Origin of the sequence: Stenotrophomonas maltophilia, assembly GCF_025642255.1 — a bacterium.
GTDB classification, from domain to species: domain Bacteria; phylum Pseudomonadota; class Gammaproteobacteria; order Xanthomonadales; family Xanthomonadaceae; genus Stenotrophomonas; species Stenotrophomonas maltophilia_P.
Genome location: NZ_CP106759.1, coordinates 2,850,956 through 2,863,604 on the forward strand (window position 1 = coordinate 2,850,956; position 12,649 = coordinate 2,863,604).

The following is a 12,649-nucleotide window of genomic DNA, read 5'->3' on the forward strand; positions in this document are numbered from 1 at the left end:
CAATACTTCTAGGATTTAGTTCGCGGCCGCCGCCTTCGCGATGGCCAGGAAGTCCGCGGCCACCAGGGAGGCGCCGCCGACCAGCCCACCATCGACATCCGGCTGCGCGAACAGTTCCCCGGCATTGTCGGGCTTCACGCTGCCGCCGTAAAGAATGGGCAGTGAATCAGCAATTCTAGCATCGATGCGCGCGACTTCGCCACGGATGAACGCGTGCACCTGTTGTGCCTGCTCCTTGCTCGCGGTGCGGCCGGTGCCGATCGCCCAGACCGGCTCGTAGGCGACCACGGCGCTGGCGAAACCGTCGGCGCCGACGAGATCCAGCACCGGCGCCAGCTGGCTGGCGATGACCGCTTCGGTCTGTCCGGCCTCGCGCTGCTCCAGGGTTTCCCCCACGCACAGTACCGGCACCAGGCCGGCATGCAGGGCAGCGGCGAACTTGCGGGCAACCAGTTCGCTGCTCTCGTGGTGGTACTGGCGACGCTCGGAATGTCCAACCAGGCCGTAACGGGCACCGACCTCGTGCAGCATGGCCGCGCACACTTCGCCGGTGTAGGCCCCCTTCTCGTTGCTGCTCACGTCCTGGGCACCGAAGGTCATGCCGGTCGCGCCGAACTCCTCGACCAGCTCGCCCAGGTACGGCAGCGGCGGCAGGATGACGACATCGACCCCGTCCAGCGGCAGCCCCGCAGCCACCTGCCCCAGCAGTTCATTGGCGAATTGACGGCTGCCGTGCAGCTTCCAGTTTCCGGCGACGATCTTGCGGCGCATGAGCGGGTGGCTCCTGTGTGAAGTCAGCCGGTCATGATACCCGTTACGGCAAAAATCCGTTTCCGTGTAAGCGGTTACATGGATCTCCAGCCAACGGCGCGGCCCCTCGTGGCGGGGGTGGGGTTGGTCGCGGGGAGCCCCGGGTAGTTGATCGGCCTGGCCGGGCGGGCGGGACTGCGCAGGGGACGCTGCAAGTACGTCCCTGTAAGCTCGGTCGCCGCATCCATGCGGCTCACGCCCCTGCGCAGCCCCACCCGCCCGGCTTCTGACACATTCCGGCGGTTCCGCCCGCCACGGAAAGAGAAAAGAAGATCAAAGGCAAAAGCGGCATTGCAGGTGACTACCGGGGTCAGATCCGGATCTGCCCCCCTGCCCCACCTCGGTGTGACAGATCTCATCCACCCGTCACCGGGAAACTGTCGAAGGCGGGGAGGTGTCGGATGGCGGGGTGTCCGCGGCATGGATGCCGCGGCCAAGCCCCCAGGGATGGGTTTACGGCGTCCCCGCCATCCGACGCCTCCCCGCCTCCCCACTGAACATCCCAGAGCCGCTTTGGCTTTGGCTCGCCGGGCACGGCCCGGCGCTACCCGTAATGGAAAGGCCGCCTCGCGGCGGCCTTTTCATTACTTCAGCTTGATCTCGCGCAGGCGTTCCTCGAGGAAGCCGTGGGCGGTGATCGGCTCCGGATACCGGCTCGGGTTCTCCGGGGTGATGCAGGACGGCAGCACGTCGATCAGGAAGTCCGGGTTCGGGTGCAGGAAGAACGGCACCGAGTAGCGCGGCTGGCGGGCCAGCTCGCCCGGGGGATTGACCACGCGATGGATGGTGGAGGGATACACGTGATTGGTCAGGCGCTGCAGCATGTCGCCGATGTTGACCACGATGGTGTCCGCATCCGAGGTGAACGGCACCCACTTGCCATCGTGCGACTGCACCTCCAGGCCCGCCGCACTGGCACCAACCAGCAGGGTGATGAAGTTGATGTCGCCATGCGCACCGGCACGCACGTTGGGAATGTCGTCGGTGGTGATCGGCGGGTAATGGATCGGGCGCAGGATCGAGTTGCCGAAATTGGTCTTGTCGGCGAAGAAATCCTCCGGCAGGTCGATGTGCAGCGCCAGCGCCGACAGCACGCGCGACCCGAGGTTGTCCAGCGCCTGGTACAGGCCGTAGCCCCGCTCACGGAAGCCCTCGACCTCGGTCGGCCACAGGTTCGGCGGCATCACGTCGCGGTACCTGGAGTCGTCGCCGATCTCCCGGCCGATGTGCCAGAACTCCTTCAGATCGAAGTGCTTGGCCCCCTTCGCGGTTTCCACGCCGAACGGGGTATAGCCACGTGCACCGCCCCCGCCGGCCACGTGGTACTTCCGCTTGATCTCCTCCGGCAGGGCGAAGAAGGCCTTGAAGACATCGTAGGCCGCGTCGATGTCGGCCTGCGGAATGCCGTGGTTGCGGATGCCCGCGAATCCCCATTGGCGATAGGCCGCCCCCAGCTCGGCCACGAAGGCCTCGCGGTCGCTGTCAAAACGGGTGATGTCGAGGGTCGGGATCTGGCTCACAGCGGTTCCTGGCTTGTCATTGGGTCTGGAGGGCCGCCGCATTCAGGGCCCACCTGAACATTGTGACAGATCGCCCGCAGGTCGACACCGATACGTTGAAACAAACCGATACAATGCGCGACCCGCGCGCGGATCCGCCGGCCGCGGCGGCGCCGCCCCCTTGTCCCGCTCCTGCTGAACACGTACCGACGATGCCCTCCGCTCCACCCGCCGCCGATCCAGCTTCCCGACCCGGTTGTACCCAGCACTGGCGCCGGCTGGCCTGGTGGTCCTTGTTCGTGGCGGCAAACGCCGTACTGGCAGCCGTCATCACCCTGGGGAACGTGCCGCTGCGGGACAACCCCGGCGGCCCCGTCGGCCTGGCGTATCTGGCCGTTGCCCTGCCCGGCCACCTGCTGGCGTTCGGCGCGCTGGCCGGCCTGCTGCCGCTACTGCTCGGACTGTGGGCCCGCAGCGCGCGTCCTCTGAGCATCGGCGCGGTGGTGCTGCAGGGCCTGTGGCTGTGCCTGCTGCTGGTCGATGCCAAGGTGTTCGCGCTGTACCGCTTCCACCTCAATGCCATGGTGGCGAACATGGTGTTCGGCGGCGCGCTGCACGATCAGGTCGCGCTGTCGTGGAAGACCTGGCTGCAGGCGATCGCCCTGGTATCGGCCATCTTCGCCGCCGAAGCCCTGCTGGCGTGGGCCTGCTGGAAGCTGCTGCCCGCCCTGCCCCGACGGCGCCACGTCCTGCAGGCATGGACACTGGTCATCCTGCTGATGGCAGGTGGCCAGGTGGCGACCGCCTATTACGATGCACGCGGCGAGCGTGACGTGATCAGCCAGTGGAACTACCTGCCCTGGGCGCAGCCGATCACCGCCAAGAGCTTCATGCGTCGCCTGGGCGTGGTCAGCCAGCAGCAGGCGGGCCTGCCCGATCCCCGCCATGCCCAGCTGCACTACCCGCTGCATCCGCTGCGCTGCCAGAGCCACCAGCGGCCGAACGTGCTGATGGTGGTACTCGAATCACTCCGCCACGATGTGCTGACGCCACAGATCATGCCGAACACCACGGCATTGGCGCAGTCCTCCCGCGTTTACGAGCATCACTTCAGTACCGGCAACGCCACCCGCTACGGCCTGTTCGGCCTGCTCTACGGACTTCCCGGTGGCTACTGGGCAAGCATGCTTGACGAGCAGCGTGGCTCGCAGCTGTTCCAGGTCCTGGGACAGCAGGGCTATGACCTGCACCTGTACGGCAGCGCGCCGATGTACAGCCCGGAATTCGACCGCAACGTGTTCGCCGATGTCCGTGACCAGCTGCACCAGGGGCCGTCGGCACTGAAGCCCGATGGCCGCGACCGTGCCATCGTCGCGTCGCTGCAGCAGGACATCCGTAACAGCCAGGCCGCGCAGCGCCCGTGGTTCGGTTTCGTGTTCCTCGACTCCACCCACGCGCCCTACCACCTGCCGGCCGACTATCCGCCCCTGGCCACGCCGATGGCCGCGGACATCGACTTCCTCAAGTTCGGGCCGGACCACGATCCGACGCCGGAACTGAACCGCTATCACACCTCCGTCCACTACGCCGACAGCCTGGTCGGATCGCTGCTCGATACCCTGCGTGCGCAGGGCCTGGAGCAGGACACCATCGTGCTGGTCACTGGCGATCACGCAGAGGAGTTCAACGACCTCGCGCTGAACTACTGGGGCCACAACGGCAACTTCTCCGACTACCAGTTGCAGGTGCCGTTCGTGCTGCACTGGCCGGGCGAGGCCAGCGGCCGTGATGCGCGCACCAGCTCGCATGAGGACTGGGTGCCCACGCTGATGCGGCACGCCCTGGGCTGCGAGAACCCGCTGGCCGACTACAGCACCGGCCAGGATCTGCTGGCGGCCCCGGAAGGGCTCCGTGCCCTGGTGGTGGAGAGCTGGTCGCAGCGCGCCGTCCGCCACGGCGATGCCCTCTACGTGTTCGACAAGTTCGGCAATGCCACCGCGCTGGATCGGCACTATCGCCCACTGCCACAACAGGCGCCGGACGCAGCCGCGATCCGTTCCGCCTGGGAAGCGCTGACGCGCTTCCGCAATCGTTGATATCAAGGATCGAGTCCGCATGAAACGTTCGCTGCGCATCCTGCACACCGAAGCCGCCAAGGGAATGGGCGGGCAGGAGATCTACATCTTCCGCCACATGCAGGCCATGCGCGCGCGCGGCCACGACGTCTCGCTGCTGTGCCAGCCCGAGGCACGGCTGGCGCAGCTGGCGCGCGATGACGGCTTCACCGTGCATACGCTGCGCATGGGAGGGCTGGCGCGCCTGCTGCGCGGCATCTGGTCGGTTTCGCGCCTGGTGCGCCGCGAACGCTATGACGTGGTGAACACCACCAGCCGTCGCGACGCCTTGATTGCCGCCGCCGGCGCCCGCCTCGGCGGTGCGCCGCTGGTGGTGCGCTCGCGCCACCTGATGAGTCCGGTCAACTCGCTGCTGACCTATACCGGCCTGCCGCACCGGGTGCTGACCGTCAGCAGCTTCGTCAAGCAGCTGCTGGCCGACCGTGGCATTCCCGCTGAGCGCATCGGCATCGTGCCGCCGATCGCGGTTCCACCGCGCTGGACCGATATCCGCAAGGAAGATCCGTGGCAGTGCCTGCAGGACGTGCGTGCCGAAGTCCGTGCCGAGCTCGGCTTCGGCGAACAGGACATCGTGGTCGGCTGCGTGGCGGTGCTGCGCGAGCCCAAGGGCCATGCCGATCTGCTGCAGGCAATGGTGCCGCTGTGCAAGGCCAATCCGAACCTGCACCTGGTGGTGATCGGCGACGGGCAGCCGGTGATGGAGCGCCTGCAGGCGATGTGCGCCGAGCACGGCCTGCAGTCGCAGGTCCACCTGCTCGGCTACCGCGACGGCGCCTGCCGGCTGATGGCCGGCTTCGATATCTTCGCCCTCGCCTCGCACAAGGAAGCCGCCGGCACCGTGTTTCTGGAAGCGGCGTACGTCGGCGTGCCGATCGTGGCGACGCGGGTTGGTGGCGTGCCGGAGATGGTCGTGGACGGCAGCAATGCGATCCTCACCCGGCTGGGCGACAATGCTGCCCTGACGGGCGCTCTGCGCCTGCTGGTGGACGATCCGGAACGGCGCCGGCAGATGGGCCGTGCCGGCTGGGAATGGATGCGCGCTGCGCACCGCTTCACACCCACCGGCCACGGCGAGACCACCGAACACTACTACCGCCAGTGGCTGAAGGAGCTGGGACATGGCTGATGCCCGAACCGTACCGGTGCTGATGCACCATCACGTCAGTCCGTCGCCCGGCATGATCACGGTGTCGCCGGAGAATTTCGAAAGCCAGATTGCCTGGCTGGCCAACAGTGGCTGGACCTCACTGACACTGGAGCAGTACGCCGGGTTCCTGGCCGGCAGGCCGGTGCCGCGCCGGTCGATCGTCATCACCTTCGACGATGGCTACCTGGACAACTGGGTCTACGCGCATCCGATCCTGCAGAAGTACGGCATGCACGCGGTGGTGTTCGTGGTCACCGGATGGATGGGCGAAGGCCCGGTGCGGCCGCATGCAGGCCTGCCCGGCGCGGTACTGCCGGCAACGCCGGACCATCGCGGCTGCGAGGCCGCCATCTACGAGCAGGGGCGCAGCGACGATGTGATGATGCGCTGGAGCGAAGCGCGCGCGGCGATCGACGCGGGCACCTTCGAGGTGCATTGCCATACCCACACCCATACACGCTGGTTGCGCCGCGAAGACCTGGACCGCGCGCAGCGCCGGGCCGGCATCAGCAACGACCTGGCACTCTCGCGCCAGGTCCTGCAGGACAAGCTGGGCGAAGTTTCGGACACATTGTGCTGGCCGTACGGTGACTTCGACGATGACCATGTCGAAGTCGCGCGCGAGCAGGGGTTCCGTTACCTGCATACCACCCACCCGTTCGGCCGCAACGTGATCGGCGGCGATCCCGAACGCATCTACCGCTTCGCGATCCGCAACCGGCCGGCCAGCTGGTTGCGCAAGCGCATCGCGCAGAGCTACAACCCGTTGATCGCGCCGCTGTTCAACGGCTTCAAGGCCCGCCAGAAGAAGATGGTGCCGGGCCCCTGAGTCCGCCTCGGCCCAGCAGCGGCCCTCTGAACAGAAAACGCCCCGGTCGTCCGGGGCGTTGTCCGTTGCGGAACCACCTGCGGGCTCAGGCCGCGGCGGCGGCCTTCACTGCGGCCGACAGGCGATCCAGCGTGTCCTGCATCAGTGTTGCGTCATCGGCCTCGACCGTCACCCGCACCACCGGCTCGGTGCCGGACGGGCGCAGGAATGCGCGCCCACGGCCGGCCACGGCCTGCTGCGCCTCCAGCAGTGCCGACTGCACGCTTTCGGCCTGCACGGTGGTCTTGGCCGAGACATTGCCCAAGCGCACGTTCACCGTCTTCTGCGGGACCTTCACCAGCGGCTGCAACGCCTGCCGCAGCGTCTGTCCGCTGCTGCGCAGCGCAAGCAGCACCTGCAGCGCACTGACGATGCCGTCACCGGTCGTGGCCCGGTCCAGGCACAGCAGATGGCCCGAGGCTTCGCCACCGAGCACGCCGTCACCTTCGATCAGCGCCTGGTGCACGTAGCGGTCGCCGACGTTGCTGCGCTGGAACGGGATCTGCAGGTCGGCCAGCGCCTTCTCCAGTCCATAGTTGCTCATCAGCGTGCCGACCACCGGCCCACGCAGGCGACCTTCCGCCTGCCAGGTGCGTGCCAGGATGTACAGCAGGTCATCGCCGTCGACCGGATTGCCCTGGTCGTCAGCCATCAGCACGCGATCACCGTCACCGTCGAAGGCGATGCCGAGATCGGCACGGGTCTCGCGGACCTTGGCGGCGAGGTTGTCGATATGGGTCGAACCGACGCCGGCATTGATGTTCACCCCGTTCGGCTCGGCACCGATGCCGATGACCTCGGCACCCAGCTCGCGGAACAGCAGCGGGGCGATCTGGTAGGTGGCACCATGCGCGCAGTCCAGCACCAGACGTACGCCACGCAGATCGAACGCACGCGGCACGCTGGCCTTGCAGAACTCGATGTAGCGGCCTACCGCCTCGCGCGCGCGCGACGCCTTGCCCAGCCGCTCCGATTCGGCCGTGGTGAACGGCACGTCCAGTGCGGCTTCCAGCGCCAGTTCGGTGGCGTCGTCCAGTTTCTCGCCCTGTGCGGAGAAGAACTTGATGCCGTTGTCGTAATGCGGATTGTGCGAAGCACTGATGACGATGCCTGCATCAACGCCCAAGGTGCGGGTCAGGAACGCCACCGCCGGGGTGGGCATCGGGCCGAGCAGCTGCACATCGGTGCCGGCGGCGACCAGGCCCGCCTCCAGCGCCGCCTCGAACATGTAGCCGGAAATGCGGGTGTCCTTGCCGATCACCACGATCGGGCGGCGCCCGTCATGGCCGTGCCGGGCCACCAGGACGCGGCCCAATGCATTGCCCAGGCGCAGCACGAAGTCGGCCGAGATCGCTCCCTCGCCGACACGTCCACGGATGCCATCAGTACCGAAGTACTTGCGGCCTCCCATCAAGCCACCTCCGGCGCCGGCTGGCGGCCCAGCATCGCCAGCAGGTCGGACAGGCGGTCACGCATTTCGCGGCGGTCGCAGATCTGGTCGATGGCACCATGCTCCAGCAGGAATTCCGAACGCTGGAAACCTTCCGGCAGTTTTTCGCGCACGGTCTGTTCGATCACGCGCGGGCCGGCGAATCCGATCAGCGCCTGCGGCTCGGCGATGTTGATGTCACCCAGCATCGCGAACGAGGCCGATACGCCACCGGTGGTGGGATGGGTCAGCACCGAGATGTACGGCAGGCCGGCTTCACGCAGCTTGCCCAGCGCAGCCGAGGTCTTGGCCATCTGCATCAGCGAGAACAGGCCTTCCTGCATGCGCGCGCCGCCACTGGCGGAGAAGCAGACGTAAGGCGCACCGATCTCCACGGCAGCCTCGGCCGCCAGCGAGAAGCGCTCGCCGACCACCGAACCCATCGAACCGCCCATGAAGGCGAAATCGAACGAGGACGCGACCAGCGGACGGCCCTTGAGCAGGCCGCGCATGGCGATCAGCGCGTCGTACTCGCCGGTGTTCTTCTGCGCGATCTTGATGCGCTCGCTGTACTTCTTCTGGTCCTTGAACTTCAGCAGGTCGGTCGGCCCCAGGCGCGCGCCGATCTCGGTGGTGCTGTCCGCATCGAACAGCGCAGCCAGGCGCGCGCGTGCGCGGATCGCCATGTGGTGGCCGCACTTCGGGCAGACCTCCAGGTTCTCTTCCAGTTCCGGCCGGTACAGCGCGCTGCCGCAGTTGCTGCACTTTTCCCACAGGCCCTCGGGGACGCTGCGCTTCTTGCTGGGGGTGTTGTCGGTGCGGATGCCGGACGGCATCAACTTGCTGAGCCAACTCATGCGGGAGGACACTTCCGTTCAGGGCGGCCCGGGGGCCGCAAAGGCGGACAGTCTAGCTCCGCTTTCCCCGCCCGTGCACCCCTTGCCGGCCTGTGGGCGGCGGCGGAAAAACCATGCTGGGACGTACGTTTAGCGCAGGCAGCGCCGGGCCACGCCCGGCGGATACGCCGTAGCGCGCACCGTCGGGCATGGCCGGGCGCTGCCGTCAGGCGTCCAGGGCCTGGCGCAGGGGCGCCAGGAATGCGTGCGCCCGCTGGGCCGCCTCTTCGGCCGAGGTCGCTTCGGCCAGTGCCGCGACCAGGGCGCTGCCCACCACCACACCGTCCGCCTCGCGCGCCATGGCCGCCGCACTGGCGGCATCGCGGATGCCGAAGCCGGCCACCACCGGGACCGTGGCCCGTTCACGCAGCGCCTGCAGGCGTACGCTGGCGGCCTCGCTGTCGAGGCGGTCGGACGCACCGGTGACACCGGCAAAACTGACGTAGTACAGGTAGCCCCGCGCCAGCGCGAGCAGCTTGTCCGCGCGTGCCGGGCTGGTGGTCGGGGAGGCAAGCAGGACCAGGGCCAGGCCTTCCGCATCAAAGGCCTGCTGGGCCTCGCCGGCTTCCTCCGGCGGCAGGTCGACCAGCAGCACGCCATCCACGCCGGCGCTCACCGCGGCCTTGGCGAATGCCGCGTAGCCATGGATCTCCACAGGATTGAGATAGCCCATCAGCACCACCGGCGTCTGCGCATCGCGCTGGCGGAACTGCGCTACCGCCTGCAGGACGTAACGGCTGCCTGCACCGCGCGCCAGCGCACGTTCGGAACTGCGCTGGATGGTCGGGCCGTCGGCCATCGGATCGGAGAACGGCACCCCCAGTTCGATCACGTCGGCGCCCGCCTCAACCAGTGCATGCATGACCGGCACGGTTGCTTCCAGCAGAGGATCGCCAGCGGTGACGAAGGGAATCAGTGCCTTGCGCTGCTGTTCGCGCAGGCGCTGGAAACAGGCGTCGAGTCGGGATACGGGCATGTCAGATACATCCTTCGATCAGGTCAACGGCGCCGCTGGCGCCCCAATGCATTCTGGATACGGTGCCATCCACGATCTCCACGCGGATCGCCAGATCGGAACCGGGGTCCTGCCAGAGCAGGGATTCTCCGGCGTCGGCATCAACGCCCAGGGCAGCGGCGATGACGCCCTGCGGCATCTGCTGCAGAACCTGCGCACGCGGCATGTCCAGGCGCAGCCCGAACGGCCCGGGCTGGGTCACCACCAGTCCCGAATCGTCGATCGGAGCCAGGTCGAAACGCACCACGTTGCCGTCCTGCACCAGCATCGCCACGCCCTCGGGCAGCGTGCCGCGCTCGTAATAGTCGCAGCGCCCGGCCGTCGCCTCGGCGAGGCCAGCCGAGTGCCACTGCGCCTCGGCCTGCAGTTCGCTGAAAGGCTGGCCGATCAGCACCTCGCCGGCATGGTCCAGCGCGACCGAAGCCACCGTCGGCGCGGCCCCGTCATCCGTGACCTCCCCTGCTGCAGGCAACGGTGCATCCTCGATCGGGTGATGGGCGGCATCGTCGTCGTTGCTGGCCACCTGGCGGGCCGGGGCGATGGCCGCCGGAGACGTCGCCGCGGGCGCCAGCACCGGCGGATCGGGCGGCGTGCAGCCGCCCAGCCCCACTGCCAGTACCAGCGCGCCACCATGGCGCAGCATGGGACTCACAGCACCAGTCCTTCGCGTGCGGCGATGGTATGCACGTCCTTGTCGCCACGCCCGGACAGATTGCACAGCACGATCTGGTCGCGCGGACGCTCGCGCGCCAGCTTGATCGCCTGCGCCAGCGCGTGGCTGGACTCCAGCGCCGGCAGGATGCCCTCGGTGTGTGCCAGCAGATGGAACGCCTGCAGCGCTTCTTCGTCGGTGATGCCGAGATAGCGCGCGCGCCCGCTGTCGGCCAGGAACGCGTGCTCCGGGCCGACCCCCGGATAGTCCAGGCCGGCCGACACCGAGTGGGTCTCGATGATCTGGCCGTCGTCGTCGCACAGCACGTAGGTGCGGTTGCCATGCAGCACGCCTGGACGCCCTGCTGCGATCGAGGCGGCATGGCGGCCTGTGTTGATACCGTCACCGGCCGCTTCGGCGCCGACGATCTCGACCTGGCGGTCGTTGAGGAAGGCATGGAACAGGCCGATCGCGTTGCTGCCACCGCCCACGCACGCCGTGATCGCATCCGGCAGCCGGCCGTACTCGGCCAGCATCTGTTCGCGCGCTTCGCGGCCGACGATGGCATTGAAATCGCGCACCATGCGCGGATACGGGTCCGGGCCGGCCACGGTGCCGATGATGTAGAAGGTGTCCTGCACGTTGGTCACCCAGTCGCGCATCGCTTCATTGAGCGCATCCTTCAGGGTCGCCGAACCGGAGGTGACCGGCACCACCGTCGCGCCGAGCAGCTTCATCCGGTAGACATTGATCTTCTGCCGCTCGATGTCGGTGGCGCCCATGTACACCACGCACTCCAGGCCCAGGCGTGCGGCAACGGTGGCGCTGGCGACGCCATGCTGGCCGGCGCCGGTCTCGGCGATGATGCGCGTCTTGCCCATCCGCGCCGCCAGCAGCGCCTGGCCGATGGTGTTGTTGATCTTGTGCGCGCCGGTGTGGTTCAGGTCCTCGCGCTTGAGCAGGATCCGTGCGCCGCCGACGTGGTCGCTCAGGCGCTGGGCATGATAGATCGGGCTCGGCCGGCCCACGTAATGAGCCAGATCGCGGTCGTAGGCCGCCTGGAACGCGGGGTCCTGGCGGGCCTGGTCATAGGCCTGGGCCAGCTCCTGCAGCGGACCGACCAGGGTTTCGGCGACAAAGCTGCCGCCATAGCGGCCGAAGTGGCCCTGGGCATCCGGGAAGGCGTGGTAGTCGGCAATGCGGGAGGCAGACATGGCAGGGACCGGTGATTCAGACAGGTGGATACTCTAGCGCACGGGTCATGACCGGAAAATGGATATTATCTGGCACATATCGTCAGGAAATCTCACATGAGCCGATCCCTGCTGCCGCCACTCAATGCCCTGCGCGCGTTCGAGGCCACCGCCCGTCTGGGCGGTGTGGGCCGCGCCGCGCAGGACCTGCATGTCACCCACGGTGCAGTCAGCCGGCAGCTGAAGCTGCTGGAGGATCATCTGGGCCTGGCCCTGTTCCAGCGCGCCGGGCGTGGCCTGCGCCTGACCGCATCGGGAACACTGTTGCAGGCGGCCTGCAGCGAAGCCTTCGCCGGCATCGAAGACTGCGTGCGCGAGCTGCGGCGGCCCGCGGCGTCGCCAGCGCTGGTACTGGGCTGCAGCGGCAGCGTGCTGGCGCGCTGGATGATTCCGCGCCTCCCCGCCCTGCAGGCCGCACTGCCCGGTGTGCGCCTGCAGTGGTCGGCACTGGACGGCAGCTTCACCGAGGCGCAGGCGGCACTGGATGCGGTCCTGCTGCTGGCGCAGGGGCCGTGGCCACGGGGCTGGCAGGTGCGCGAGCTGGCGCCCGAGCGGGTGGGCGTGGTGGTGGCACCGTCACATCCGGCGGCGCAGCGCCTGCGCCATGTGCCGCCCTCGGCACTGCTGCAGGAGACGCTGCTGCACACCAGCTCACGGCCACAGGCGTGGCCGACGTGGGCGCAGGCGCACGATCTCGACCCCGCCCGGCTGCGGCTGGGCACGGGTTTCGAACACCTTTACTACCTGCTGGAAGCGGCGGTGGCCGGGCTGGGTCCAGCGATCGCGCCGGAGCCGCTGGTCGCTGAGGATCTCGCGGCAGGCCGGCTGCTGGCCCCATGGGGTTTCGCCGCCACGGGCGGCTTCTGGGTCCTGGCGCGGCCGGAGGGCCAGGCCGACGCACGCGTCGACGCCCTGGCGGACTGGGTCGCGGCCCAGCTGAGGTAA

The 12,649-nt window shown here is 68.1% G+C and carries 11 protein-coding genes; 4 read left to right on the forward strand and 7 right to left on the reverse strand.

Features of this window, described 5'->3' with window-relative positions; all coding sequences use genetic code 11:
• Nucleotides 1-15: 15 nt before the first annotated feature.
• Nucleotides 16-771, reverse strand: a complete 756-nt coding sequence (gene tpiA / locus N8888_RS13170) for a triose-phosphate isomerase (RefSeq protein ID WP_065175542.1) — start codon at nt 769-771, stop codon at nt 16-18.
• A 623-nt stretch (nt 772-1,394) separates the two neighbouring features.
• Complete coding sequence (locus N8888_RS13175) at nt 1,395-2,372, reverse strand: isopenicillin N synthase family dioxygenase (RefSeq protein ID WP_263175197.1); 978 nt, start codon at nt 2,370-2,372, stop codon at nt 1,395-1,397.
• A 149-nt stretch (nt 2,373-2,521) separates the two neighbouring features.
• Between N8888_RS13175 and N8888_RS13180 the strand changes: the two genes are divergently transcribed.
• From N8888_RS13180 to N8888_RS13190, 3 genes are read left to right on the forward strand one after another with little or no spacing between them, the layout of a single operon-like run.
• The gene (locus tag N8888_RS13180) at nt 2,522-4,405 is read left to right on the forward strand and encodes a DUF3413 domain-containing protein (protein WP_263175198.1); all 1,884 of its coding nucleotides are present in this window, start codon (nt 2,522-2,524) and stop codon (nt 4,403-4,405) included.
• A gap of 19 nt (nt 4,406-4,424) precedes the next feature.
• A complete protein-coding gene (locus N8888_RS13185) occupies nt 4,425-5,570 on the forward strand; it encodes a glycosyltransferase family 4 protein (protein WP_053520079.1) in 1,146 nt (381 codons plus the stop codon).
• Nucleotides 5,563-6,420, forward strand: coding sequence for a polysaccharide deacetylase family protein (locus N8888_RS13190; protein WP_065181850.1), 858 nt, complete (start codon nt 5,563-5,565; stop codon nt 6,418-6,420). The genes N8888_RS13185 and N8888_RS13190 overlap by 8 nt, the downstream gene beginning before the upstream one ends.
• A gap of 85 nt (nt 6,421-6,505) precedes the next feature.
• On the opposite strand, the gene glmM is transcribed toward N8888_RS13190, so the two are convergent.
• From glmM to trpB, 5 genes are all read right to left on the reverse strand, one after another.
• Complete coding sequence (glmM, locus tag N8888_RS13195) at nt 6,506-7,870, reverse strand: phosphoglucosamine mutase (protein ID WP_111186387.1); 1,365 nt, start codon at nt 7,868-7,870, stop codon at nt 6,506-6,508.
• The gene (accD, locus tag N8888_RS13200; protein WP_053520076.1) at nt 7,870-8,745 is read right to left on the reverse strand and encodes an acetyl-CoA carboxylase, carboxyltransferase subunit beta; all 876 of its coding nucleotides are present in this window, start codon (nt 8,743-8,745) and stop codon (nt 7,870-7,872) included. The genes glmM and accD overlap by 1 nt, the downstream gene beginning before the upstream one ends.
• Nucleotides 8,746-8,950: 205 nt before the next feature.
• Complete coding sequence (gene trpA / locus N8888_RS13205) at nt 8,951-9,760, reverse strand: tryptophan synthase subunit alpha (protein WP_065174902.1); 810 nt, start codon at nt 9,758-9,760, stop codon at nt 8,951-8,953.
• Nucleotide 9,761: 1 nt separating this feature from the next.
• Entirely contained in the window at nt 9,762-10,451 is a 690-nt protein-coding gene (locus N8888_RS13210) for a hypothetical protein (RefSeq protein WP_263175199.1), read from the reverse strand.
• Nucleotides 10,448-11,665 (reverse strand): tryptophan synthase subunit beta, encoded by a 1,218-nt coding sequence (trpB, locus tag N8888_RS13215; RefSeq protein ID WP_263175200.1) that lies wholly within the window; start codon nt 11,663-11,665, stop codon nt 10,448-10,450. The genes N8888_RS13210 and trpB overlap by 4 nt, the downstream gene beginning before the upstream one ends.
• Nucleotides 11,666-11,761: 96 nt before the next feature.
• On the opposite strand from trpB, the gene N8888_RS13220 reads away from it, so the two are divergent.
• On the forward strand, nt 11,762-12,649 hold the full coding sequence (locus N8888_RS13220) for a LysR family transcriptional regulator (protein WP_053520072.1): 888 nt from the start codon (nt 11,762-11,764) through the stop codon (nt 12,647-12,649).